The sequence below is a fragment of the Massilia sp. LjRoot122 genome (assembly GCF_964252725.1).
Classification (GTDB): domain Bacteria; phylum Pseudomonadota; class Gammaproteobacteria; order Burkholderiales; family Burkholderiaceae_D; genus Telluria.
This window is the reverse complement of sequence record NZ_CAXUPB020000001.1, coordinates 3,706,260-3,731,108: the sequence shown is the minus strand read 5'-3', so window position 1 is coordinate 3,731,108 and position 24,849 is coordinate 3,706,260. Positions and strand designations below refer to the sequence as shown.

21 protein-coding genes are annotated in these 24,849 nt (G+C 66.8%); 9 read left to right on the top strand and 12 right to left on the bottom strand.

What is annotated here, in order from left to right:
- Positions 1 to 27 precede the first annotated feature (27 nt).
- Both ACSQ25_RS16250 and ACSQ25_RS16245 read right to left on the bottom strand, forming a co-directional pair.
- The gene (locus ACSQ25_RS16250; protein ID WP_436106710.1) at positions 28 to 1,287 is read right to left on the bottom strand and encodes a c-type cytochrome; all 1,260 of its coding nucleotides are present in this window, start codon (positions 1,285 to 1,287) and stop codon (positions 28 to 30) included.
- Positions 1,284 to 1,997 (bottom strand): c-type cytochrome, encoded by a 714-nt coding sequence (locus ACSQ25_RS16245; RefSeq protein WP_436106709.1) that lies wholly within the window; start codon positions 1,995 to 1,997, stop codon positions 1,284 to 1,286. The genes ACSQ25_RS16250 and ACSQ25_RS16245 overlap by 4 nt, the downstream gene beginning before the upstream one ends.
- A gap of 103 nt (positions 1,998 to 2,100) precedes the next feature.
- Between ACSQ25_RS16245 and ACSQ25_RS16240 the strand changes: the two genes are divergently transcribed.
- On the top strand, positions 2,101 to 2,841 hold the full coding sequence (locus ACSQ25_RS16240; RefSeq protein ID WP_436106708.1) for a class I SAM-dependent methyltransferase: 741 nt from the start codon (positions 2,101 to 2,103) through the stop codon (positions 2,839 to 2,841).
- On the opposite strand, the gene ACSQ25_RS16235 is transcribed toward ACSQ25_RS16240, so the two are convergent.
- Both ACSQ25_RS16235 and ACSQ25_RS16230 read right to left on the bottom strand, forming a co-directional pair.
- Positions 2,813 to 3,451 (bottom strand): 3'-5' exonuclease, encoded by a 639-nt coding sequence (locus ACSQ25_RS16235; protein ID WP_436106707.1) that lies wholly within the window; start codon positions 3,449 to 3,451, stop codon positions 2,813 to 2,815. The two genes, ACSQ25_RS16240 and ACSQ25_RS16235, sit on opposite strands and share 29 nt — an antisense overlap.
- Positions 3,451 to 4,020, bottom strand: a complete 570-nt coding sequence (locus tag ACSQ25_RS16230) for a ProQ/FINO family protein (protein WP_436106706.1) — start codon at positions 4,018 to 4,020, stop codon at positions 3,451 to 3,453. The genes ACSQ25_RS16235 and ACSQ25_RS16230 overlap by 1 nt, the downstream gene beginning before the upstream one ends.
- Before the next feature lie 581 nt (positions 4,021 to 4,601).
- Here ACSQ25_RS16230 and rpoD point away from each other — a divergent pair.
- The 3 genes from rpoD to ACSQ25_RS16215 all read left to right on the top strand — a co-directional run bounded on the left by rpoD (position 4,602) and on the right by ACSQ25_RS16215 (position 10,547).
- Positions 4,602 to 7,295: an RNA polymerase sigma factor RpoD gene (gene rpoD / locus ACSQ25_RS16225; protein ID WP_436106705.1), complete on the top strand. Its 2,694-nt coding sequence runs from the start codon at positions 4,602 to 4,604 to the stop codon at positions 7,293 to 7,295.
- Positions 7,296 to 7,412: 117 nt separating this feature from the next.
- The gene (locus ACSQ25_RS16220) at positions 7,413 to 8,192 is read left to right on the top strand and encodes a transporter (protein WP_436106704.1); all 780 of its coding nucleotides are present in this window, start codon (positions 7,413 to 7,415) and stop codon (positions 8,190 to 8,192) included.
- Between the two features lie 171 nt (positions 8,193 to 8,363).
- The gene (locus tag ACSQ25_RS16215) at positions 8,364 to 10,547 is read left to right on the top strand and encodes a family 10 glycosylhydrolase (protein WP_436106703.1); all 2,184 of its coding nucleotides are present in this window, start codon (positions 8,364 to 8,366) and stop codon (positions 10,545 to 10,547) included.
- A gap of 173 nt (positions 10,548 to 10,720) precedes the next feature.
- Here ACSQ25_RS16215 and ppc read toward each other — a convergent pair whose 3' ends face one another.
- A complete protein-coding gene (ppc, locus tag ACSQ25_RS16210; protein WP_436106702.1) occupies positions 10,721 to 13,528 on the bottom strand; it encodes a phosphoenolpyruvate carboxylase in 2,808 nt (935 codons plus the stop codon).
- A 119-nt stretch (positions 13,529 to 13,647) separates the two neighbouring features.
- On the opposite strand from ppc, the gene hemC reads away from it, so the two are divergent.
- The 5 genes from hemC to ppa all read left to right on the top strand — a co-directional run bounded on the left by hemC (position 13,648) and on the right by ppa (position 18,376).
- Positions 13,648 to 14,688 carry a hydroxymethylbilane synthase gene (gene hemC, locus ACSQ25_RS16205; RefSeq protein WP_436106701.1) on the top strand — a complete coding sequence of 347 codons (1,041 nt, stop codon included), beginning with the start codon at positions 13,648 to 13,650 and terminating at the stop codon, positions 14,686 to 14,688.
- Positions 14,681 to 15,454 (top strand): uroporphyrinogen-III synthase, encoded by a 774-nt coding sequence (locus tag ACSQ25_RS16200; protein WP_436106700.1) that lies wholly within the window; start codon positions 14,681 to 14,683, stop codon positions 15,452 to 15,454. Before hemC ends, ACSQ25_RS16200 begins: the two co-directional genes overlap by 8 nt.
- Positions 15,451 to 16,566, top strand: coding sequence for a uroporphyrinogen-III C-methyltransferase (locus ACSQ25_RS16195; RefSeq protein ID WP_436106699.1), 1,116 nt, complete (start codon positions 15,451 to 15,453; stop codon positions 16,564 to 16,566). The genes ACSQ25_RS16200 and ACSQ25_RS16195 overlap by 4 nt, the downstream gene beginning before the upstream one ends.
- Before the next feature lies 1 nt (position 16,567).
- A complete protein-coding gene (locus tag ACSQ25_RS16190; protein WP_436106698.1) occupies positions 16,568 to 17,764 on the top strand; it encodes a heme biosynthesis protein HemY in 1,197 nt (398 codons plus the stop codon).
- Positions 17,765 to 17,836: 72 nt separating this feature from the next.
- A complete protein-coding gene (gene ppa / locus ACSQ25_RS16185) occupies positions 17,837 to 18,376 on the top strand; it encodes an inorganic diphosphatase (RefSeq protein WP_436106697.1) in 540 nt (179 codons plus the stop codon).
- Positions 18,377 to 18,435: 59 nt separating this feature from the next.
- Here ppa and ACSQ25_RS16180 read toward each other — a convergent pair whose 3' ends face one another.
- The 7 genes from ACSQ25_RS16180 to ACSQ25_RS16150 form a co-directional block, all read right to left on the bottom strand.
- The gene (locus tag ACSQ25_RS16180) at positions 18,436 to 19,887 is read right to left on the bottom strand and encodes a PA domain-containing protein (RefSeq protein WP_436106696.1); all 1,452 of its coding nucleotides are present in this window, start codon (positions 19,885 to 19,887) and stop codon (positions 18,436 to 18,438) included.
- Positions 19,874 to 20,281 (bottom strand): post-PEP-CTERM-1 domain-containing protein, encoded by a 408-nt coding sequence (locus ACSQ25_RS16175; protein WP_436106695.1) that lies wholly within the window; start codon positions 20,279 to 20,281, stop codon positions 19,874 to 19,876. The genes ACSQ25_RS16180 and ACSQ25_RS16175 overlap by 14 nt, the downstream gene beginning before the upstream one ends.
- A gap of 27 nt (positions 20,282 to 20,308) precedes the next feature.
- Positions 20,309 to 20,995, bottom strand: a complete 687-nt coding sequence (locus ACSQ25_RS16170; RefSeq protein ID WP_436106694.1) for a choice-of-anchor J domain-containing protein — start codon at positions 20,993 to 20,995, stop codon at positions 20,309 to 20,311.
- A 222-nt stretch (positions 20,996 to 21,217) separates the two neighbouring features.
- The gene (locus tag ACSQ25_RS16165) at positions 21,218 to 22,297 is read right to left on the bottom strand and encodes a branched-chain amino acid ABC transporter permease (RefSeq protein ID WP_436106693.1); all 1,080 of its coding nucleotides are present in this window, start codon (positions 22,295 to 22,297) and stop codon (positions 21,218 to 21,220) included.
- Between the two features lie 5 nt (positions 22,298 to 22,302).
- A complete protein-coding gene (locus ACSQ25_RS16160) occupies positions 22,303 to 23,322 on the bottom strand; it encodes a branched-chain amino acid ABC transporter permease (RefSeq protein ID WP_436106692.1) in 1,020 nt (339 codons plus the stop codon).
- 8 nt (positions 23,323 to 23,330) lie between these two features.
- Positions 23,331 to 24,065 carry an ABC transporter ATP-binding protein gene (locus ACSQ25_RS16155; protein ID WP_436106691.1) on the bottom strand — a complete coding sequence of 245 codons (735 nt, stop codon included), beginning with the start codon at positions 24,063 to 24,065 and terminating at the stop codon, positions 23,331 to 23,333.
- The gene (locus tag ACSQ25_RS16150) at positions 24,058 to 24,849 is read right to left on the bottom strand and encodes an ABC transporter ATP-binding protein (RefSeq protein WP_436106690.1); all 792 of its coding nucleotides are present in this window, start codon (positions 24,847 to 24,849) and stop codon (positions 24,058 to 24,060) included. The genes ACSQ25_RS16155 and ACSQ25_RS16150 overlap by 8 nt, the downstream gene beginning before the upstream one ends.

Sequence of the window (24,849 nt, the reverse complement as noted above, 5' to 3'; positions counted from 1 at the left end):
CTTTTGCCGATTGCAGACCTTGAGTATTTAGTCGAGAGGCACGCTGCGATAGCGATTCACATCCGGCACTGACACTGGCGCTGCCGCATTGCCCCAACTGGCTCGCACATAAGTCAGCACCGCAGCCACCTGCGCATCGTTCAGCTCATGGCTATAGGGCGGCATCCCGTACGGCCGCGGATTGCCAGCGGTCCCTGGCGGGAAGCCGCCATTCAGCACGATGCGGATCGCGTTTACGGCCGGCGTCAGCGTCACCGCCCGATTGCCGGCCAGCGGAGGATAAGCCGGCGCCTTGCCCTTGCCATCGGCCCCATGACAATCCACGCAGTACGAGCCATACAGGCGCCGCCCCTCGGCCAGCAGCGGCTCGCTCGGGCGCTCACCGCTGTCCTGCGCCGGCGTCTCGTTCGACGGCAGCGATTTCAGATAGCTCGCCATCGCTCCCACGTCGGCCTGGTTCAAATGCTGAAGGCTGCGCGCCACCACTTCCGCCATCGGCCCGGTAGCCGAACCACGCGGGGAAATCCCGGTCTGCAGCAGCGCGACGATGTGTTCCTTGTCCCAGTCCCCGAGTCCCGCTTCGCCGCTGGCGGTCAGCGATGGCGCATACCAGCCGATGGTCGGAATCAGGCCGCCCGACAGCGTATCGCCCGTCGCGCCGAGCCGGTTGCGGGTGCTGTGGCATGCGCTGCAGTGGCCCAGTCCCTCGACCAGGTAGGCGCCGCGGTTCCATTCCGCCTCGCGTGCCGGCTGCGGCGTGAACACGGCAGGTTTGAAGTAGAGCAGGCGCCAGCCCGCCAGCAGGGCTTGCTGGTCGTAGGGGAAGTCGAGTTCGTGCGGCTGGTTCGGCCGGCGCTGCGGCGCCAGGCTGCGGAAGTAGGCGTACAGGGCGTCCGAATCGGTGCGCGAGACCTTGGTGTAGTTCGTGTACGGGAAGGCGGGGTAGAGCAGGCGGCCGTCGCGCGACTTCCCGTTGTGCAGGGCGTTCCAGAAGTCGTCGGCGGACCACAGGCCGATGCCGGTTTCCCGGTCCGGCGTCAGGTTGGGGCCGTACAGGCGCCCGAAAGGCGTGTCGAGCGCACGTCCGCCCGCATATTCCGGCCCGCCGCGCGCGGTGTGGCAGGCCACGCAGTCGCCGGCGCGCGCGAGGTAGGCGCCGCGCGCGATGTTCTCCGGCGTCGCGGCCCAGGCGGCGGGCGAGGTCGAGGCGACGAAGTCCTCGCGCGGCCAGGCGATGGCCACGGCGGCGACCGCGACGGCCGCCAGTACCAATATGATCTTCTTCATGGCTGCTCCGGGACGCTGCCGCAGGCAAGGGGCAGGGGCCGTGCGATCGCCGGCGCGGGACGCGGGTCGGCGGGCATCGGCTGGGCGGCGAGCCAGCTCGAGACGGCATTCACGTCCTCGAGCGACAGGCGCGCCGTGATGTCGGCCATGCAGTCGGGTGCATGGGCGCGGCGCGCCTTGTTGCGCCAGGCGCCGAACTGCGCGTTGACGTAGTCGCGCGGCAGGCCGAGCAGGCCGGGGATCGTGGATTCGACGCCGGTCAGGCGCTGGCCATGGCAGGCGATGCAGGCCGGAACCTTGCGCGCGCTGTCGCCGTTGAGCGCGAGCTGGCGGCCGCGCTCCAGTACCTGCGCCGACACGGCCGAGGTCTCGGCAGCATGCGCCGCGGGCGGCAGGGCCGCGAAATGGCCGGCGATCTCGCGCAGGTAGGGATCGGGCAGGTGATCCACCAGGTAGGTCATGAGCGGATACTGGCGCCGGCCTTCGCGGAAGTTGAGCAGCTGGTTGTACAGGTAGCCGGCCGGCTTACCGCCAATGCGCGGGAAGTAGCTGTCGTTGACCGGATTGCCGCGCGCATCGACGCGCGCGTGGCATGCGGTGCAGGCGACCAGGCGCTGGGCCAGCGTATCGGGTACGGCCTGCGGCGCCGCATGCGACGCACCGGCGCACGACAGCAGCAAGACAGCGAACAGCATACGGCGATGACCCATGAGTGAACCCGGCAGTAGCAATGCCAGGATGATAACGCGGATCAAGCCATAACGGCTCGCTGCCTTGCTATAATCCCAGCTCTTTGGACCGCCGGGACGCAGGATGGGTGTCAGTTATACGGAAGGGGTGTTCAGGGACCGCAATCCCGTCAAGCGCTGGCTCCAGCAGCAGCGCCTGCACAGCGCCATCGGCTTCGCCCGGAAGGCCCGTGAATCCGTGCGCTGCGTGCTCGATTTCGGCGCCGGCAGCGGTGAGCTGTGCAAGCACCTGGTGCACGCCTACCCCAACGCCACCATCATCTGCTACGAGCCTTGTTCCGACCTGCTGGAAGAAGCGAAGATCGAGCTGAAAGACCTGCCCCGGGTCGAATTCCACGCCTCCGTCGACACCATCCCCACAGGGCAGGTCGACCTGCTGTTCTGCCTCGAGGTCTTCGAGCACATTCCGCTGTCGATGCGCGCGAGCTCGCTGGGCGAAGTGGCGGCGCTGCTGAAGGAAGACGGTGAAGCCGTGTTCGGCGTGCCGGTCGAGGTGGGCCTGCCGGCGCTGTACAAGGGCATGTTCCGGATGAGCCGGCGCTACGGCGCCTACGATGCCAGGCCGAAGCACGTGCTGATGGCGACACTCGGCATGCCGCCGAAGGACCGTCCGCTCGGCTTCCTGCCTCCCAGCGTCGAGGTGCACAACGAGCACATGGGTTTCGACCACCGCGTGTTCCGCAAGGCGCTGGGCGAACGGTTCGCCCTGACGAAGGCGAGCGCCAGCCCGTTCCCGATGCTGGGAACGGCGGTCTGCCCGGAAGCGTATTTCGTGGTCAGGAAGCGCGGCGGGCGGGAACGATAGCGTCGTCCGCCGGCGGATTGGCGCGCCAGTAGCGGTACAGGCGCAGCGCCACGTGGGCGTCGTCAGCCGCGTACAGCACCTGCTTTTCGCTCAGGTGGGGCAGGGCCCAGTTGGTCGTGGTGATGCGGCGCGACTTTTGCAGGCGCTTGCCGAAGAAGCGCGCCACCGCGGTCTTGGCGCCGAGCGTGTTGCGCTCGCCGCGCCGGCGCATCGCCGTCGCCAGGTCCAGCACGTTGCGTGCCTCGATACCGAGCTTGCTGCGCAGGCGTTTCAAATCATCCCCCAGGCCGAAACCGACCTTGAGGATGCTGTCCGATTCGAGCAGGGGCTTGAGCACTTCCAGCGCCGTCTGCGCGCTGGCCGCGCTGCCGATCTGGAACAGGTAGGCCAGGTCGTCGGAGGCAAGCTGCACCAGGTGCGGCCCGGTCGAGACTTCGCCCTTCGAGAAGGTCGGCTTGGACTCGGTGTCGAAGCCGATCACGTCGGCCTGCGACAGCGCCGCCAGCGCGGCGGCCGCATCGAGCGGCGACCGCACGATGCGCACGTCCGCCAGCCGGATTCCTTCGTACGCAGGCAGTTCGTCGATGTCGACGACGCTCGGCTCCACCATCAGTTGCGCGAGAACTTGGAGGCGAGGGCCTTCAGCTTTTCCTGGCGCTGGCGGTTCGCCTCTTCGGCCGCGGCGGCGTCGCGCTCGGCCTTCTTGCGCTCGGCTTCCTTCTTGAAGCGCTCCTGCAGCTGTTCCTTGGCGTGCTGGCGGTGGGTGTCGGTCACTTCGGCGCCCGGAGTGCCGTCGAGGTCGTAGCGCACCTTGGCCTTTTCCATGGCGCGCAGGTAGCGCATCGAGCCGGTGTGGATGCCGAGGGCGGCGCGCATGGCCTTGCGGTTCAGGTCGGGCATGCGTGCCAGCAGTTGCTTGTCGATGCCGATCGACAGCGGCAGGCAGTCGCGGAAGGCCGGGAATTCCTGCTGGAGCTGCTTGAGCAGGGCGCGTGCGGACGGCGCCGGGGTGGCGCTTGCCGGAGCAGCTGCGGGAGCGGCCGCGGCCGCATCGGTTGCCGTATCGCCGGGCGCAGCGTCCTGTGCGGGAGCGGCGGATGGCGAATCCGGCGTCTCGGGAGTGGCAGGAGCGGTGGTGTCGACGGTCTCGGCAGCGGTATTGGTATTCATTGACTTCATTATAAGAACGGGAATGCGAAGGATAGCACGGCGCCCGGACACCAGTGCGGGCCGTATTGTACTTGTTCCATTAATCTTGAGAATTACATGGCGGGCGTGCGAATGAGCGGCAGGCGTGCGGGCGTGAAATCGTGTATGATCCGCCTCTTGCCTTGCGCGCGGCTTGCGCCGCCGCAGACTGACCGGGAGATCGGCGAATCGCTGCATGTCATATTCAGGGTGGTGATATCCCATATGGGATATTTCAATTATCACCAATTCTTGCAATGCGGCATAATATCGCCTTCCTTCTGTTCTTCCCTGAACATGAGATGCAAGCCCGTTTCACCTGACGGGCTTTTTTTCGTTCCGACATGCACACCGTGATTTTAAACATCGTCTATTTTTCCTTAGCCCGCCGCCATCCCACCAGGATCGCAGGCCGCCCCGGGGAAGACGTGCTTGAAGTCCGCGTGTCCGCCCTCAGGTAGGGCCACTTCCGCCACCGATCCACACCGGACCCGCACGCGGGTTTCGCTGAGATTCCGCTGACATTGAACTTCGCAGGCGCGCTGCGCGCCTCGACTGGAGAGAGTTTTACTATGAAAAACACCGCCAAGACACTGACACTGACCGCCAAAAAAGCGCCCGCCAAGGCTACGGCACAGCTGGCAGTGCCGAAAACCGCGACCTCCTACTTCCTGGAAACGGAAGCGGCGGCCAAGGTGACGGTGGTGAAGACCCGCTCGCGCCTGGCGGTGGCCAAGGCCGCGCTGGAAGCCGACGGGGTGCCGGCCGGCCAGGAGGCCGCCGCGAATGAAATGCTGCTGGACGCGCCGGCGGCAGAAGTGGTCGAGGCAGCGGCCGAAGCCGCGGTTGAGGCTACTGCTGCGCCTGCCGCCGAGCCGGCAGCTTTCGAGGATTACACCGCCGCCGTGCCGAACGTCGCGGCTGTCGTCGTGCGCAAGCGCGGCTCGAAGCTGGCCGCGCTGAAAGCAGCCGCGGCGGAAGCACCGCAGGCCGAGGCTGCCGTGGCGGAAGTGCCGGCTGTGTCGGTGACTGCGGTCGTCCTGGCCGCCGCTGAAGAAGCGCCGGCCGCGCCGAAGACCGTGCGCACCCGCACCCGCCGCACCGACGCCAATGCCGAAGGTGGCAACCCTTCGGCCCCGGCCACCGCCGTGGGCGCCGTCAGCGCCACCACCGATGCCGCCGCGCTGGCCAAGATCGACACCTCGGGCTACCTGCTGCCGCAGGTAAAAGTCCCGGGCCGCCGCGGCCGCAAGCCGAGCGAGTTTGTGCCGGAAAACGACGAAGTCGCGGCACTGAACGCGGTCGAGCGCGCCGAAATGAAGGTGGCCTCGAAGCTGCGCGAGCGCAAGGCCAAGGGCCTGGCCGGCATGCTCGGCGGCGAGAACGGCTTCTCGGAAACGGAACTGGAAAAGCGCCGCCAGCAGATCAAGAACCTGATCAACCTGGGCAAGGAGCGCGGCTACCTGACCCACGCCCAGATCAATGACCAGCTGCCGGAAAACATCGTCGATCCGGAAGCGATCGAAGGCATCATCGCGACCTTCAACGACATGGGCATCGCCATTTATGAGCGCGCCCCGGAAGCCGAAATGATGCTGCTGTCGGACAATGTGCCGACCGCCACCAGCGATGACGAAGTGGAAGCGGCCGCCGCTACCGCGCTGTCGACCGTCGATTCCGACTTCGGCCGCACCACCGACCCGGTCCGCATGTACATGCGCGAAATGGGCGCGGTGTCGCTGCTGACCCGTGAAGGCGAGATCGAGATCGCCAAGCGCATCGAAGAAGGCCTGAAGGACATGGTGCAGGCGATCTCGGCCTGCCCGACCACGATCTCGGAAATCATCGCGCTGTCGCACAAGATCGCCAGCGACGAGATGAAGATCGACGACGTGGTGGACGGCTTCGTCGACCTCAACGAGTCGGCGCCGGCGCCGAGCAGCAGCGCTGCCGCCTCGGACGACGAGGATGAAGAAGAGATCGAGGAAGAAGAGGAAGAAACCGACGGCGCGGTCGGCGGCGGCGCGGCCGGCTACTCGACCGAACAGCTGGCCCAGCTGCGCAAGAGCGCGCTGGAGAAGTTCGCCCTGATCGAAAAGCAGTTCGACCGCATGGGCCACGCCTTCAAGACGGTCGGCTACGGATCGAGCGAGTACGAAGCGGCGCAGACCATCATCTCGAACGAGCTGCTGGGCATCCGCTTCACCGCCAAGATCGTGGAAAAGCTGTGCGACACCCTGCGCGGCCAGATGGACGAAGTGCGCGCCATCGAGCGCGCCGTGCTGGACATCTGCGTGAACCGCTGCGGCATGCCGCGCGCCCACTTCATCAAGGTCTTCCCGGGCAACGAGACCGACCTGCAATGGGGCGACCGCGAAGTCGACTGCGCTTATCCGTATAGCGCGGTGCTGAGCCGTAACCTGCCGGCCATCAAGGAACTGCAGCAGCGCATGATCGACCTGCAGGCGCGCGTGGCGCTGCCGCTGGCCGACCTGCGCCGCATCAACAAGCAGATGGCGGCCGGCGAGAAGCGTGCGCGCCAGGCCAAGCGCGAAATGACGGTGGCCAACCTGCGCCTGGTGATCTCGATCGCGAAGAAGTACATCAACCGCGGCCTGCAATTCCTCGACCTGATCCAGGAAGGCAACATCGGCCTGCTGAAGGCCGTGGACAAGTTCGAGTACCGCCGTGGTTATAAATTCTCGACCTATGCGACCTGGTGGATCCGCCAGGCGATCACGCGCTCGATCGCGGACATGGCCCGTACCATCCGCGTGCCGGTGCACATGATCGAGACGATCAACAAGATGAACCGCATCTCGCGCCAGATCATGCAGGAAACCGGCAGCGAGCCGGACCTGCCGACCCTGGCGGCGAAGATGGAAATGCCGGAGAACAAGGTTCGCGAGATCATGAAGATCGCGAAAGAGCCGATTTCGATGGAAACCCCGATGGGCGAGGACGGCGATTCGCAGCTGGGCGACTTCATCGAGGACAACACCACCTTGGCCCCGCTGGACGCCGCGCTGCATGCATCGATGCGCAACGTGATCAAGGAAGTGCTGGACTCGCTGACCCCGCGCGAAGCCAAGGTGCTGCGCATGCGCTACGGCGTCGAGATGTCGAACGACCACACGCTGGAAGAAGTGGGCAAGCAGTTCGACGTGACCCGCGAGCGTATCCGCCAGATCGAAGCCAAGGCGATGAGCAAGCTGCGCCAGCCTTCGCGGTCGGACAAGCTGAAGACCTTCCTGCACAACCAGTAATTCTTACCACCTGGTAAAAAAAGCCGTTCAGTTCCGCTGAACGGCTTTTTTTCATTCCGTGCGGCGCCGCAGTCGGGAATACCTTATCTTTTCTTTAAAATCCCGGACCCTGCCACGATGAAACCCACCGCCATTCTTGCCGCCACAATATTTCCCCTCTGTGTAGCGGGCGCCCACGCCCAGGACGATATCGAGTCCGACCGGCCCGACTTCGTCGAGTCGAGCAAGGTCGTGGGCAAGGGCCGCTTCCAGCTCGAAACCGGTCCGCTGTTCGAGCGCGATCGCAGCGAGGCAGGGCGCGAGCGCACCCTGTCGACGCCGACCCTGCTGCGCTTCGGCCTCACCGACGCACTGGAATTGCGTGTCGAGACCGACGGCCGCATGGTCCGCCACGTCAGCGAGGATGGCCGGCGCACGACCGAGACCGGCTATGCGGATACGGCGCTCGGTGTCAGCTGGCATGCCCTGGATGCCGGCGGCGGCCGGCCTTCGGTCGGCGTGCTCCTGTTTGCGGAACTCGACAGCGGTTCGCGTGCCTTCCGTGGCGAGGGCGTGCGCCCGTCGCTGCGCGTGGTCGGCGAATGGGAGTTGCCGAATGAGGTCACACTGGGCGTGATGCCGGGGATCGGTGTCGAGCGCGACGAGAGCGGCCGCTACCGCTACGGCATGCTCGGTATCGTGGCCGAGAAGGAGTTCGGCGAGCGCTGGCGCGGCTTCGTCGAAGTGGCGCTGCCCCACATTGCCCGCGGCAGGCACGGCGGCACCGAGGCGAGCTTCGACGTCGGCGCCGCCTATCTGCTCTCGAAAGACGTCCAGCTCGACGCGATGCTGTCGCGCGGGCTGAACAGCCGCACGCCGGATATGGCCTTCACCATCGGGCTGTCGATCCGGCGCTGATACGCTCATGCATCCGGGTTATGCCGCCCAACCCGAATTTCATTTGTTGTCAAAATTGCTCGCGCGTACTCTCTTTTGCGGATGGCAACACATCGGCGCGTGGAGAGGCGCCGGGGACCGCCACCGGCGCTCCTCTGGTGCGTTCACGTCAACCTGCAAAAAAAAGACAACATGAAAAAACTTTTGCTTGCAGCGGCAGCCGCGGTGCTCGTCGCTTCCACTTCCCATGCCGATGCCCAGACTGTCGCACCGAAGCGCGAAATGCGCGGCGTGTGGATCAGTACCCACATCAGCCTGGACTGGCCGAACCGTACCCAGACGCCTGCGCAGCAGCAGGCGGCCCTGAAGGCGATCCTCGACCACAACAAGGCAACCGGCATGAACGCCGCCTTCCTGCAGGTGCGCAGCCAGGCCGACGCCCTGTACCCGAGCAACCTCGAACCCTGGTCCTATTACCTGACCAACCAGCAGGGCAGCGCCCCGAGCCCGGCCTGGGATCCGCTGCAGTTCGCGATCGACGAGACCCGCAAGCGCGGCATGGAATTCCACGCCTGGATCAATCCCTACCGCGCCGTGGCCACCGCCTCGAACCAGGGCAACACCGCCATGTACGCGGCCAACCACGTGTCGCGCGCCCATCCGGAATGGATGCTGACGGTCGGCACGGTCAAGATCCTGAACCCGGGCCTGCCGGCGGTGCGCGACCACGTCGTGAACGTCATCATGGACATCGTCAACCGCTACGACGTGGACGGCATCCACTTCGACGACTACTTCTACCCGAACGGCACCACGGGCGACGACGATGCCTACTACGCCGACCCGCGCGGCTTCCCGAATACGGCTGCGGGGCGGGCCGACTGGCGCCGCGACAACATCAACATCCTGGTCGCGCGCGTCAACGACAGCATCCGCGCCGTCAAGCCCTGGGTGAAATTCGGCATCTCGCCGTCCGGCATCTACCGCAGCAGCACCGATCCGGCAGTCGGCTCGCCGACCTCGAGCGGCACCCTGCAGCACTACAGCGCCATGTTCGCCGACAGCCGCAAATGGATCCAGCAGGGCTGGGTCGACTACCTGACGCCGCAGGTGTACTGGTACATCGGCCAGACGGGATCGGACTACAAGCTGCTGGTGCCATGGTGGAACGACAACGCCTACGAGCGCCACATGTACATCGGCCTGGCCGACTACAAGATGAACACCACCGGCTGGACGGACCCGAACCAGATCAACAACCAGATCGCATTGAACCGCGCTTCAGCGAACATCTCGGGCCAGATCCACTTCCGCCACGCCTTCCTGCAGGCCGACCCGCTGGGTTACCGCAGCTCGCTGAAGAACAGCACGTATGCGCGTCCGGCGCTGCTGCCGCTGATGGCGTGGAAGGGCACGCAGGCACCCGCTGCGCCGGCGCAGCTCAGCGCAGCCGCCGGCGACAACAACGCCGTGCAGCTGGCCTGGGCCGCGGCGCCCGATAGCGCCGACGAGTACGAGAAGACCCGCAAGTACGCCATCTATCGCTCGGAACAGCGCGAGATGGACCTGGGATCCCCGGCCAATCTGTTGGGCGTGACCGACACCGCCACCAATACATTCGCCGACAAGGGCGTCGCGCCGGGGCAGTACTACTACTACACGGTGACCGCGCTGAACCGCCTGAGCGTGGAAAGCCCGCGTGCGAACACGGTCAGCAACGACTTCGAGGCACCGGCCGTGCGTACCCGCGAAGTGTCGGTGACGCTGGCGAACGGCACCGCGTCGATCACGGCCGCCGACCTCGATGGCGGCACCAGCGACAACTGGGGCGTGGAGTCGCTGGGCGTCTCGCGCAGCACGTTCTCGTGCTCGGACATCGGTGCGCAGAAGGTGGTGCTCAGCGCCGTCGACAAGGGCGGCAACAGCGCCAGCGCGGAAGCTACCGTGCAGGTGCTGGGCCACGTGCCGCAGCCGTCGATCAGCGTCACCAGGGACGCCGGTGAAGCCACCGGCCTGCCGGCGAACACGATCGCGCTGGGCTATGGCCCGCAGAGCGTTACGCTGAGCGCGAGCGATGCCGCGGGCGTGTCGACCTTCAGCTGGAGCCCGTCCTCGGCCAGCGGCGCGGTGACCAGCTTCGCGCCGACCGCGGCCGGTTCGTTCAGCTTCACGGTGCAGGCGGCCAGCCCGGAAAGCTGCTTCGCACAGGCGACGGCCACGGTGAACGTGATCGATGCGCGCTGCGGCGAGGGCAAGGTGATGGTGTGTAACAAGACGGGCAGCCAGAGTCATCCGGGTGCGCAGGTTTGTGTCTCGCCGAATGCGGTACCGGCCTTGCTGAAGAAGGGGAGTGTGCTGGGGGCGTGTGCGGGGTGATACAAGCCGCTTACACCAGTAGCAGATGAGCCGTCGTTCCCGCGAAGGCGGGAACCCAAGTTCGTTGCGTTTCGCTAGCGTGACACGCTAGTGGCTACGGAACGGAATTGGGTCCCGGCCTTCGCCGGGACGACGGTCTTTGAGCTGGTGGTAGGAAGATGCGGTACTGGTGCTTAGCCGGTGTTGCGCAACCCCGCCGCCACCCCATTGATGGACAGGTGAATCCCCCGATGCACCCGCGGATCCGCATTGTCGCCCAGCTTGCGGCGGCGATGGATCAGTTCCACCTGCAGGTGATTCAGCGGGTCCAGGTAGGCGAAGCGGTTCTGGATCGAACGCGCCAGCAGCGGATTGCCCGCCAGCCGTTCGCTCACGCCCGTCACCGCTTCCAGGCAGCGCAGGGTTTCGCTATGTTCCGCCGTGATGCGGCGGAAGATCCGTTCGCGCAGCTCCACGTCGGCCACCAGCTCCGCATAGCGCGAGGCGATCGCCAGGTCGGTCTTGGCCAGCACCATGTCCATGTTCGACAGCAGGGTCGCGAAGAAGGGCCAGTCGCGGTGCATCTCGCGCAGCAGTTCCATGCGCTCTTCACGGTTGCCGTCGGCCAGCCAGCCGCTGACGGCGGTGCCGAAGCCGTACCAGCCCGGCAGCAGCAGGCGGCACTGGCCCCAGGAGAAGCCCCAGGGAATCGCGCGCAAGTCTTCGATGCGGCGGGTCGACTTGCGCGAGGCGGGACGCGAACCGAGGTTCAGTTCCGCGATCTCGGCGATCGGGGTCGCGGTGAAGAAGTAGTCCGTGAAGCCCGGGGTCTCGTACACCAGGTTGCGGTAGGCGCGGTAGGCGCGCTCGGACAGCTCGGCCATCACGGCCTCGTAGCGCGCCAGGCGGGCGGTGTTCACCTCGTCGGCCGCGTGCGGGACCAGGCTGGCTTCCAGCGTGGCCGCCACCAGCAGTTCCAGGTTGCGCCGGCCGATCTCGGGATTCGAGAACTTCGAGGCGATGATCTCGCCCTGTTCGGTCAGGCGGATCTGGCCGTTGACGGTGCCCGGCGGCTGGGCGCGGATCGCGTCGTAGCTCGGGCCGCCGCCGCGTCCCACCGTGCCGCCGCGGCCGTGGAACAGGCGCAGCTTGACGCCCTTGGCGGCGAACACGTCGACCAGCTTCAGTTCGGCCTGGTACAGCTCCCAGTTGGAGGTGAGGAAGCCGCCGTCCTTGTTCGAGTCCGAGTAGCCGAGCATGACTTCCTGCAGCCGGCCCTGCTTCTCGATGACGCTGGACACCAGCGGGATCGACATCCATTCGTCCATGATCGCGCTGGCACGCTGCAGGTCGGGGATGGTCTCGAACAGCGGGATCACCATCACGTCGCACGAGCCCGCGGACGTGCGCATCAGGCCGGTTTCCTTCTGCAGCAGCAGGACTTCCAGCAGGTCGGACACGGTCTCGGTGTGCGAGATGATGTAGTTGCGGATCGCGCGGCTGCCGTAGCGCAGGCGGATGTCGCGCGCGGCGCGCAGGATCGCCAGCTCGGAATTGGTCTCGTCCGAATAGCTCTCGTAGGGCGAGAACAGGGGGCGCGGCTGCGCCAGCTCGCCCAGCAGCAGCGCGATCTTGCGCTCTTCGCTCAGGGCCGCATAGTCGCTTTCCGCGCCGGCGCGCGCGAACAGTTCGGCCAGCACGCGTTCGTGCACGTCCGAGCTCTGGCGCATGTCGAGCGAGGCCAGGTGGAAACCGAAGATGCGCGCGGCGCGCATCAGGCCGGCCAGGCGCGGCGCGACCAGCATGGCGCCGTGATTGGCGCGCAGCGACGCGGCGATGACTTCGAGGTCGGCCGCGAACAGGCCGGCGTCGAGGTAGGGCGGCGCATGGCCGACTTCCTTGCGCAGGATGTGGTCGACGCCCAGTTCGCGCGCGGTGGCGGCCAGGCGCGCATAGATGCCGATCAGGGCGCGGCGGTAGGGTTCGTCGCTGCGGTGCGGCGAGCTGTCGGTCGAGGCATCGGCCAGCGCCTGCATCTCGGGCGTCACCTCGACCATCAGCGTCGAGGTGGACAGTTCCGCGCCGAGCGCGTGCACTTCTTCCAGGAAGAAGTCGAGGATGGTGGTCGACTGGCGCACCAGCGCGTGGCGCATGGTGTCGGCATTGACGTTCGGGTTGCCGTCGCGGTCGCCGCCGATCCAGCTGCCCATCTGCAGGAAGGAGGCGTCGTGCAGCTGCGCGGCCGGACCCTCGTAGCGTTCCGCGATCTCGGCCTCGATGTCCTCGTACAGGCCCGGCACTTCGCGCAGGAAGGTGATGCGGTAGTAGGACAGGGCGTTGTCGATCTCGTCGGCTACGGTCAGCTTGGAATAGCGCAGCATGCGCGTCTGCCACAGGGTGGCGATGCGGGCCTGCAGCAGCTGGGTGTTGCGCTGCATTTCCTTCGGCGTCGGGCCGCGGTCGCGCTCGGCCAGCAGGCGGGCGATGTCGTGCTCGGCGTCGAGGATGCTCTTGCGCTGCACTTCGGTCGGGTGCGCGGTGAGGACCGGCGAAATCAGGGCTTGCTTGAAGAAGTCCTCGACCACGTCCTGCGGCACGCCGGCGTCGCGCAGCTTGCACAGGGCGTGGGCGACGCTGCCCTGGCGCGGGTCGGCGCCGCGCATCAGGTGGGCGCGGCGGCGGCGGATGTGATGCTGGTCCTCGGCGATGTTGGCCAGGTGCGAGAAATACGAGAAGGCGCGCACCACCGAAATGGTCTGGTCGCGCGTGAGCCGGTGCAGCAGGCTGGTGAGCTCTTCGCCTGCCACCGGGTCGGCGTCGCGGCGGAAGCGCACCGCGGTCTGGCGGACGGTCTCGACGACCTCGTACACGGCTTCGCCTTCCTGTTCGCGCAGCACGTCGCCGAGCAGGCGGCCGAGCAGGCGGATGTCTTCTTTCAGTGGCGCGTCCTTGTCGCTGGAAGCCTGGACGGCCGGGTTGTCTAGTGCAGCTTGATTATCCATATCGACCACAAGTAAGTGTTAGTGCCATGGCGGTTGGCCATCGTCTGCAAGAGGGCCCATGCTAAAATTTGTGATCTTGAGCAGGGGCCGGATACACCGGCATCGTCCTGGTGGGCTAGATGACAGTGAAAGAAACCGTGTTGAATGTACCTGAATCGGCGCAGGAAGCGCCCGCGAAGTTAATTATCGCATCCCGTGAGAGCCGCCTCGCCATGTGGCAGGCGGAACATGTACGTACACGGCTCAGCGCATTATATCCGCAGTGCAGCGTCGAAATTCTCGGAATGACAACACGGGGCGACCAGATCCTCGACCGTGCGCTCTCGAAGGTGGGCGGCAAGGGCCTGTTCGTGAAGGAGCTCGAAGTGGCGATGGCCGAAGGCCGCGCCGACCTGGCGGTGCACTCGCTCAAGGACGTGCCGATGGAACTGCCCGAAGGCTTCGAGCTGGCAGCCGTACTCGAGCGCGAAGACCCGCGCGATGCCTTCGTGTCGAACGACCATGCCAGCCTGGATGCATTACCGCCGGGCGCGGTCGTCGGTACCAGCAGCCTGCGCCGCCAGGCCCTGATCGCGGCGCGCTACCCCCACTTGGTGATCAAGCCGCTGCGCGGCAACCTCGACACCCGCCTGGGCAAGCTGGACCGCGGCGACTATGCGGCCATCATCCTGGCCGCTGCCGGCCTCAAGCGCCTGGGCCTGCCGCAACGCATCCGCGCGCTGCTCGAACCCGAGGACAGCCTGCCGGCGGCCGGACAGGGCGCGATGGCGATCGAAATTGTCAGCGCCGCGCGCGGCGATGGCGTCGACCTGCGAGCGCTGCTGGCGCCGCTGAACCACGACGCCACCGCGCGCGCCGTGGCGGCCGAGCGCAAGGTCTCCAAGATCTTCGGCGGCAGCTGCCAGATCCCGCTGGCGGCCTTCGCCACCGTGAGCGGTTCCACCATGCGCCTGCGCGCGATGGTCGCCACCCCGGACGGCCAGCGCACCGCCCGGGCCGAAGTGGCGGGCTCGTGGGAGCATCCGGAATTCCTCGGCGAGCAGGTCTCGATCCTGCTCGAGGACCAGGACGCGCATGCGATCCTCGCAGCCTGCAAGCAGGAGGCCGCCGCCGCCGACGCTGCCGCTGCCGCTGCCGCTGCTCCAGGCCAGGATGCCTGAGCGGGCAGTCGTCATCACCCGGCCGCGCGCCCAGGCAGGGGCGCTGGCGCAGGCTGTGGGCGCGCTCGGGCGCCGGGCCGTGGTCTTGCCCCTGCTCGAGATCGCGCCGCTCGATGACACCTCGATCCTGCGCGCCGTGCTGGCGGAACTGCCGTCCTACGCGCTGGTTGCCTTCGTGTCGCCGAACGCGGTCGATGCCGCGTTTGCCCACCTGCCGGGCTGGCCGCCGGGCGTGCCGGTCGGCGTGGTCGGCGAGGGCAGCCGCGCTGCCCTGGCGCGGCATGGCGTCACCGCGGAAAACACCACCATCCATTGCCCGCCCGAGCCAAGCGCCAGCGATTCCGAACACCTGCTGGCCAGCCTCGACCTGTCCGCCTTCGCCGGCCGCCGGGTCCTGATCGTGCGCGGGGAAAGCGGGCGCGAGCTGATGGCCGACACCCTGCGCGCCGCCGGCGCGCAGGTGGACACGGTCGCGGCCTACCGCCGCAGCGTCCCCGTACTGGACGATGCGCTGGCGGCCGAACTGTCCGCCTTGCTGGCAGGGCCAAACGACTGGATAATCACGAGTTCGGAAGCGCTGCGCGGCCTGGCGGACCTGGTGCGCAAGCTCGACCCCGAGACCGGGATGGACCGCCTGCACCAGCAACACCTGATCGTTCCCCATGCGCGGATTGCCGAGACGGCGCGCGCATTGGGATGCAGCAGTATCACCCTGACCGGTTCAGGCGACGCACGCTTACTTGCCGCGATACAATCTCAAGAATGAACGAACAACAAAATAATCCAGAACAGATTCCCTCGGGCAGCCTTACGGTCCAGAAGGCGCCGTCGCGCCCGCCGGCGGGGCAGGGACTGATCCAGGCCCTGCAGCGTCCGCTGCCGGCCGCGGTCGCGGTCCTCGCCCTGCTCCTGGCGGTGCAGACCTGGACCTCGCACAACCGCATCAATACCCTGCGCCGCGATATGGCGCAGAGCCTGCAGAAGGGCAATGCCGTCAACGCCGACACCGCGGCCCTGGCGCGCGAGGTGTCGGACACGGCCAAGGAGCTGCAGATCAAGGTCGGCGTGCTGGAAAGCCGCCAGTCCGAAGCCCAGACCCAGCAGCTGGCGCTCGAGCAGCTCTACCAGGACCTGTCGAAGAACCGCGACGAGTGGGCGCTGAGCGAGGTCGAGCAGGTGCTGAACACCGCCAGCCAGCAGCTGCAGCTGGCCGGCAACGTGCAGGGCGCCCTGATCGCGCTGCAGAACGCCGACCGCTCGCTGGGCCGCTCGGACAAGCCGCAATTCCTGAACATCCGCCGCGCGATCGGCGCCGACATCGAGCGCCTGAAGGCGATGCCGGCGGTCGACCTGGCCGGCGTCGCGCTGCGCCTGGACAACGTGATCGCCCAGGTGGACACGCTGCCGATGCTGTCCGACGAGAAGCCGCTGCTGCCGGCCGCGCCCGTGCGCAGCACCCGCAAACAGCGCCCGGAACCCGTCACGGAAAACCTCAGCCTGGGCCAGCGCATGATCCAGACCTGGCGCAACTGGAGCCAGGAGATGTGGGACGACGTGCGCCAGCTGGTGCGCGTGCGCAGCGTCGAGACGCCGGAAGCGCTGATGCTGTCGCCCACCGAGTCCTTCTTCGTGCGCGAAAACCTCAAGCTGCGCCTGCTGAACGCGCGCCTGGCCCTGCTGTCGCGCAATGAAGCGACCTTCCGCGATGACCTCAACAGTGCGCAGGAAATCCTGCTCAAGTATTTCGACACGCGCGCCCGCAGCACCCAGTCGGCCCAGGCGGCGCTGCGCCAGGTGCAGGCGAACAACCTGACGATCGAGATGCCGACGCTGTCCGAGAGCCTGAACGCGGTGCGCAACTACAAGGCGAAGCAATAAGATGCGGCTCCTTCTCTGGTTAGTCGCCCTGATGGCCGCGGCCATCGGCATCGCCGTGACGGCGCGCTTCAATCCGGGCAACGTGGTGCTGTTCTACCCGCCGCACCGGCTCGACATGTCGCTCAACCTGTTCGTGGTGCTGCTGGTGCTGCTGTTCGCGCTGGTCTACGTCCTGGTGCGGACGCTGAAATCCACCCTCAAGATGCCCGAGCGCGTGGCCGCCTACCGCCAGCGCAAGCGCGAGCGCGAAGGCAACAAGGGTTTGCGCGACGCGCTCAAGGCCCTGTTCGAAGGCCGCTTCGGCCACGCCGAGAAGGCCGCCATGCGCGCCGCCGAGCTGCCGGAGAACGCCGGCCTGGCCGCCCTGATCGGCGCCCGCGCCGCGCACCGCATGCGCGAACCAAGCCGGCGCGACGCCTGGCTGGCCGGTATCGCCCACGACAATGCGCTCAAGACCGCGCGCCTGATGACGGTGACCGAACTGCTGGTCGACGACCACCAGCCGGAAGCCGCGCTCGAGGCGGTCGCCGAACTCAACGCCAGCGGCCAGCGCCACATCCATGCGCTGCAGTGGTCGATGAAGGCCCACCAGCAGGCCCGCAACTGGCCGGAAGTGCTGCGCCTGGTGCGCATCCTGGACAAGCGCAAGGCCCTGCATCCGGCCCTGTCGACGCGCCTGCGCGAGCTGGCCTACGAAGCCTTGCTGGGCGAGCAGGGCCATGACGCCGAATCGATCCGCCGCGTCTGGGCCGGCGTCCCGCCCGCGGACCGCCAGGTGCCCTACATCGCGGCGCGCGCCGCCAACGCCTTCAATGCGCGCGGCCTGCACGACGAAGCACGCGCCATCGCCGAGGACGCGCTCAAGGCGAACTGGGACGAGCGCGTGGTGCGCGCCTACCGCGAAGCGGCCGGGCCCGCCGGCTCGCCTTCGCTGCTGGTGCAGATCGAGCATTGCGAAACCTGGCTCAAGGAGCGTCCGCTGGACGCCGAGCTGGCCCTGACCCTCGGCTCGCTCTGCCTCAGGCAGAAGCTGTGGGGCAAGGCCCAACGCTACCTGGAGCAGGCATTGTCGGACGCCACCGAAGCGGCAATGGTGCGCGAGGCGCACCTGAAGCTGGCCCAGATGCACGAGGCGCTGGGGCAGGAGCAGGAAGCGGCGAATCACTATCGGCAGTGCGCGCTGGCAAGCATTCTCTGAGCCTGCGTCGTCCGCTTTCCGGTTTCGCTATAATGACGCACTTTATTGAAACTTCAGCAACCAAGGAATTCCATGAGCCTGAATAACGTCCCAGCCGGCAAAGACGTGCCGAACGACTTCAACGTCATCATCGAGATCCCGATGAACGCCGACCCGGTCAAGTACGAGGTCGACAAGGACAGCGGCGCGATCTTCGTCGACCGCTTCATGGGTACCGCCATGCACTACCCGTGCAACTACGGCTACGTGCCGCAGACCATCGCCGACGACGGCGACCCGTGCGACGTGCTGGTCATCACCCCGTTCCCGCTGCCGCCGGGCGTGGTGGTGCGCTGCCGCGCGCTGGGCGTGCTGAAGATGACCGACGACGGCGGCGGCGACGCCAAGGTCATCGCGGTGCCGGTCGAGAAGGTCCTGCCGATGTACAAGAAGATCCAGAAGCTGGACGACATCGAAGAACTGCGCCTGCAGCAGATCCAGCACTTCTTCGAGCACTACAAGGACCTTGAGCCGGGCAAGTGGGTCAAGATCGAAGGCTGGGCCGATGCGGAAGCCGCCAAGGCCGAGATCACCAACGGCGTCGAAGCGTTCAAGCGCCTGGGCAAGGAATAAGCTTCGCCCCTGCGGAGAAGCCGGCATCCCTCATGGGGATGCCGGCTTTTTTTTCGTCACTACCAGCCGATATCGCGCAGCAGCGGGAAGCTGAGGTCGCGCGGCGGCTTGACCACATGCCGCAGGTCGGAATTGATCGACGGCTCCATCAGCTGGTTCGGCCTGGCTTCGGTGGTGTAGTGCGACACCGTGGAACCCGGCGAATGAATGCTGGGCGTGTACATCAGGATGCGCCGCTGCCGGTCGGTGCCCGCCAGTTGGGTGCGGTCGATGCCGAAGCTGGCGATGACGCCCGATTTCGTCCGCGAACGCTGCTGCAGCGCGGCCTTGATGCCGACACCGTCGGACAGCGTGATGCGCAGGGACGGAATCCGGATGCTCGGGTCCGTGCCGCTGAGGCCGATGACGTCGCCGGGCACGTTGTCCACCACCAGCATCCCGATGGCGCCGGCCGCCTGCACGTTGCGCGCCTTGGTGACGAAGTCGCAGCTGCCGCGGTCCACCAGGGCGATGTTATTGCGCACCGCCAGGGCGTTGCCGGCATTGAGCGGCGTGCAGGCCAGCCCCGCGCCGTTCGGCTGGTCGACCACCGGCATCAGCTGCCCGCTCACGGGTGCCGCACTGACCGGCGGGCCGAAGGATGCATCGCCGACGTAATAGTCGCCCGTGGCGGCCCCGGCATTGGCGCCGCTGATGTCGAGGTTGGAACGTGGCGCCAGCACGCGCGGCACCGCGGCAGTCACGTTCGGGCCGTTCCAGGACAGGCCGCGCCAGGTGATGGCGGAGATCCGGCGCTGCTCGTCGGTCATGGCCACCCAGGGCATATTGCTGCGGTTGTTCACCAGGAAGTAGTCCCAGATCGAGGGTAGGCCGAAGAACTGCTCGCCGGTACCGTCGTCGGTGAAGGTCTGGAAACCGAGTCCGTGCGCCATTTCATGCAGCAGTACCGTGACCAGGTCGATCTGTCCGTTCGGCCGGTTGTCCAGGCCGAGGTAGAAGGGCGAGCCCGGCAGGCAATCGGGGAACAGGCCGAGCCGTGAGTTGAAGACCGCAATGATGTGCGGGTCTTCCGGCGCCGTCAGGTCTTCGCCCGCCAGCTTGCTGGCCAGCGCCGCAGGATACCAGGTATTGGGGCGCGGGGCATTCTCGAAATCGGTCCAGATTTCGTAGGCGCCGGCGGCGCCGAGGACCGCGCCGCTGGCCGTGCAGGACAGGGGCACGAAGGAGGCGCCGATGCGGATCGTCACGCTGCTGTCGAGCGTGGCGCCCCAGATGTTGGCGGCGCGCTGGAAGGCGATCAGGCGCTGGGCGCCCAGCGTGGTGCCGGTGTTGCCACCGACCGGCGCGGCCGGGGTCGGGTCATTGAAACCTTCGCCCGGGGCGTTCTGGTTGACGATCACGATGGTGGCGGCGGCTTGCGCGGCGCCGGCGCCGGCCAGTGCGGCAGCCAGCACAGCGATGCATACGGCGGCCAGGTGGCGCAGGCGTCTGGTGAGCTCAGCGGCTCTCATGGCGATGCTCCTCGGGTTTGTTGGATGCCGGGTGGGCGGCAGCATGCTTAGCCGCATCTGCTCCGTGGACGCATTGCTCGGCGAGCTTGCCGTCGGCGCCGCGGGTGACGACCGAATACACCATGTGGCGCTGGCCGAGTTTTACCGAACGGCGGCCGCCGGGACCGGTGACCATCTTGGGTGCGGGAGCAGCAGCGGCCGCCGCGGATGCGCTGGTGCCCGGATGGAGGGCCTGAGCTTCCGCCGGGGTCGGCGCGCGCAGTTCGCCGGTATCGGCATCGCGCACGACCACCATGCCTTGCTGCGATGGGGCTGTCGGGGTTTCCTGCGCGGCGCAGGCGGGCAGGGCCAGCGCGGCGAGCGGCAGGAAGAGCATGAATTTATGCGTGAACATGGCATTCTCCTGAAACGGTAAGGGCGCCTAGTCGGAGCAAGGCGCTTGCGCACCCTTGCGCAGCCGGCGGGCGCTTGCCCCGACGGCGCCGAGGCCCGCCAGCAGCATCAGGTAGGTCGAGGGTTCCGGCACGGCCGTCACGACCCTGACGGTGTCGAGCCCGATGTAGTCGAGCGTGGCGGCGTCGCCCAGGTAGCGGAAAGCAAAGCGTCCCTCTCCTTGGACATCGAGACTCGTCGTCCATTGCGCCCATTGGGCGGGAAAGCTGGCGTCGCCGCCGATGGTCAGCAGCAGGGTGTCGAAGCCGTCGGCACTGGTGCCGCTGCCGTAGCTGAAGCGCACCTCGAGCTGGTCGAAGAAGCCGGGTTCGCTGTCGCGGTTGGTGAAGAAGGACAGGGTGGTCAGGCCGTTCAGCGTGAGGGTCGGGGTGATCAGCCAGTTGTCGACCATGCCCAGGCCGTTGGCCGCGCTCAGGTAGTTGGCCCCGGCATAGGAATTGGCTGCGCCGGATTGTGCCGGGAAAATATCGGTATTGCCCTGGAACCAGCTGGTACCGGGCGGCGTGCTGCGGTTGATCTGCGCCCAGTCGGACAGGCTCGCCACGCTGCCGAAGCCTTCGTCGAGCACGACGACGCCGGCCGCGTGGGCAGGTAGCGGCGCCCACGTGGCCGTCGCGACGAGCGCCGCGCCGGCGAGTGAGATGAGACGTTTCATAGTTGCCCTCCAATGCTGAGCCAGAAAGATGGTAGACCGCTCGCGCCTGGCTGACGACGAGGCCATAGTTGTCTTTATGGTATGAGCAAGGAGATAACGAACATTGAGTTTTATTCAATGCGGGTGTGCCGAGGGGCGGCCCGGCTCAAGGGCGGGAAGGGAACTAAAATGAGAACGGCCTCCGCGATGGGAGGCCGTCGAGGTGTTGCAGAGATGCGTGACTTACTTTTGCCGCGCCATGAAACTGCGCAGCCGCAGCTTGCCCACGATCCCGATCGGGAAGAAGTAGATCGACAGGATGAACAGCACCCCCAGCCACAGCATCCAGCGGTCCGGATGCAGGGCCGCCGCCAGCAGCGGGACGCCGGCCAGCGCCTCCGAGCCCGCACCCATCAATCCCTGCAGGTAGTTCTGGGCGATGATGAACAGTGCCGCGCCCACCACCGCACCGTACATCGTGCCCATGCCGCCGATGACGACGATCAGGAGGATGTCGGTCATCACCTTGAAGCCGAGCGAGGTATCGGGACCGACGTAGCGCAGCCAGAAGGCCATCAGGGCGCCGGCCAGCGCCGCCACCAGCGCGGCCAGGCAGTTGGCCCAGATGCGGTAGGTCATGGTGCGATAGCCCAGGGCCTCGGCGCGGAACTCGTTCTCGCGGATCGCCTGCAGCACCCGCCCGAAGGGCGAGTTCACCAGGCGCAGCAGGAACAGGAACAGCAGCAGGCAGCCGAAGAACACCAGGTAGTAGCTGAGCAGCTTGCCGTCGATCGAGCGCCCGAGCACTTCGTTCTCGATCAGCGTGAAGCCGGGCGTCAGCACTTCAGGCACGCTGAAGGTGACGCCGTCCTCGCCGCCGGTAAAGTCGGACAGCTGCGACGCCAGCACCGCGAACGACGAAGCGACGGCCAGCGTGATCATGGCGTAGAAGATGGCGCGCACGCGCAGGGCGAACAGGCCGACCACCAGGGCCAGGGCCAGGGCCAGCAGCAGGGCGATGCCGAGGCCGCCGAGGGCCGCGCTCCAGGTGGCATCGTCGACGCGCGCCAGGCCCAGGCCGACGCCGTAGGCGCCGATGCCGTAGAACATGGTGTGGGCAAAGGAGACGATGCCCGTATAGCCCAGCAGCAGGTCGTAGGACGCCACCAGCACGATGTAGACGCAGATCGTGGCGGCGGTGTTGAGCGGGCGCGCGCCCGTGGTCAGGAAGGGCGCGAAGGCCAGTCCCAGCAGGATGATCAGCAAGACCGCGGAAAGTAGGCGGCTGCGCGGCAGGTCGCCGGAAAGAAGTCGGTGCAGCATCTGGTTCAACCCCGCATTTTCGAGTACAGGCCGGCCGGGCGCCACAGCAGGATCGCGATCATCAGGATGATGTTCGAGACCAGCGCGACCTTCGGCGCCAGGAAGCCGGCATAGTTCGTCACCAGCGCCATCAGGAGCGCGCCGATGAAGCAGCCGCCTACGGAACCGAGGCCGCCGATGATGATGACGATGAAGATCATGACCATGATCTCGCCGCCCATCGCGGCATTCAGGGTCTCCTTGTACAGGCCCCACAGCACGCCGCCCAGGCCGGCCAGCGCCGAGCCGGCCGCGAACACGGTGACGAACAGGCGCTTGATGCGGTAGCCCAGGCTTTCCACCATCTCGCCGTTCTCGACGCCAGCGCGGATGAGCAGGCCGATCTTGCTGCGGTTCAGGGTCAGGAACATGCCGGCGAAGACCACCAGGCCGACCACCACCGCGACCAGGCGGTACTTCTCGATCGCCGCGTCACCCAGGAAGATGGCGCCGCGCAGCGCGGTCGGCAGCGGCAGGGCGATGGTCTCGGCGCCCCAGATCACGTGGATCAGTTGCTCGGCCACGATCATGCCGCCCATCGTGATCAGGATCTGCTTCAGGTGCTGGCCGTAGACCGGCATGATGATCACGCGCTCGAAAGCCCAGCCCATCAGCGCGGTGACCAGCATGGCCACGGTGACTGCCAGCGCCAGCACGCCGAGGTTGATCATCAGCGAATCCATCTCGAGCCAGCCGCGCATCGGGATCAGGACCATGGTGGCGGAGAAGGCGCCGACCGACACGAAGGCGCCGTGGCCGAAGTTCAGCACGCTCATCAGGCCGAAGACGAGGGTCAGACCGCTCGCCATGATGAAGATCATCATGCCCATCGCCAGGCCGGCGACGGTCAGGGTGACCCAGGTGGGGAAGCTGCCGACCAGGGGCAGCATGGCCAGCATCAGCACCGGCACCAGCAGCAGCGGCGCGATGTCGCGCGGCGCGCTGGGCAATTGCGTGTCCTGGGCAAGGGGTAAGGTTGCGCTCATGGCTATTCCTATTGATGTGAATCGAGCGAGAGCCCGAGCAGGCGCTGCTGCAGTTCCTCGTCGCCGGCAAGCTGGGCCATCGATCCGGCATGCACCACGCGGCCGTCATCCATCACGCCGACCGTGTCGCCGAGCGAACGGACGAAGTTGAAGTTCTGTTCGACCAGCAGGATGGTGGTGTTGGTGTCCTTCAGTTCGCGGAAGGCCGCCATCAGGCTGCCGACGATGGCCGGGGCCAGGCCCTTGGTCGGCTCGTCCACCAGCAGCAGCTTGCGCGGTTCGACGATCGCGCGGGCGATCGCCACCATCTGTTTTTGGCCGCCAGACAGGTTGCCGGCCTGGTAGTTCCAGAATTTCTTCAGGGCCGGGAAGAAGCCGCAGATCCAGTCGACCCTGGCCTGGTCCAGCGGGCCGTTGCGGGCGGCGAGATAAAGGTTCTCGCGCACGGTCAGGTCCGAGAACACGGCCATGCTTTCCGGGACGTAGGCGATACCGAGGCGCGCGATGTCGGGCGTGGCCATCTTGCTGATGTCGCGGCCGTCGAACATGATCGCCCCGGCGCTGGCCTTCCACAGGCCCATGATGGTGCGCAGGGTCGTGGTCTTGCCGGCGCCGTTGCGGCCCAGCAGGACGGACAGGCCGCCGCGCGGCACCACCAGGTCCACGCCCTGCAGGATGTGGTACTGGCCGATGTGGGTGTGTACGCCCTTCAATGTGAGCAGCGGTTCGGACGGATCAGGCATGGGCTGCGCTGTGTGCAGATTCGGGTGTTCCAAGATAGGCTTCCTGTACGATCTTCGATTGCATGACTTCAGCGGGCTTGCCGTCCGCGACCAGGGTGCCGTTGTGCAGCACGATGATGCGGTCGGCCAGCGCCCGCACCACGTCCATCTTGTGCTCGACCAGCAGGACGGTCTTGTTGCGCTCGGACTTCACCGCGTGGATCAGGTCGAGCACCACCGGCACTTCGTCCACGCTCATGCCGGCGGTCGGTTCGTCGAACATCATGATGTCCGGCTCCAGCGCCAGCAGGATCGCCACTTCCAGCTTGCGCTGGTCGCCGTGCGAGAGCGTGCGTACCCAGGCGTCGCGCTTGCCGACCAGGGCCACGCGCTCCAGGTAATGCTCGGCGCGCGCGATCAGTTCCTTGTGACTGGACCAGATCGAGAAGAAATTCAGGCCCATGCCGGCGCGGCTCTGCACCGCCAGGCGCACGTTCTCCGCCACCGTCAGGTTCGGGAACAGATTGGTCAGCTGGAAGGCGCGGCCGATCCCGAGCCGGGTGCGGCGCGCGGCGCCGGCACGCGTCACGTCCTGGCCGTTCACGAGCACGCTGCCCGAGCTGGCGGGCAGCTGGCCCGACACCAGGTTGAAGTAGGTGGTCTTGCCGGCCCCGTTGGGACCGACGATGACCGTCAGGGTGCCGGGGTAGAAATCCGCCGTGACCGCGTTCACCGCGACGTGGCCGCCGAAGCGGATCGTCAGGTCGCGGGTGGACAAGGACGGCTGGGTGCTCGGTGTCGTCAT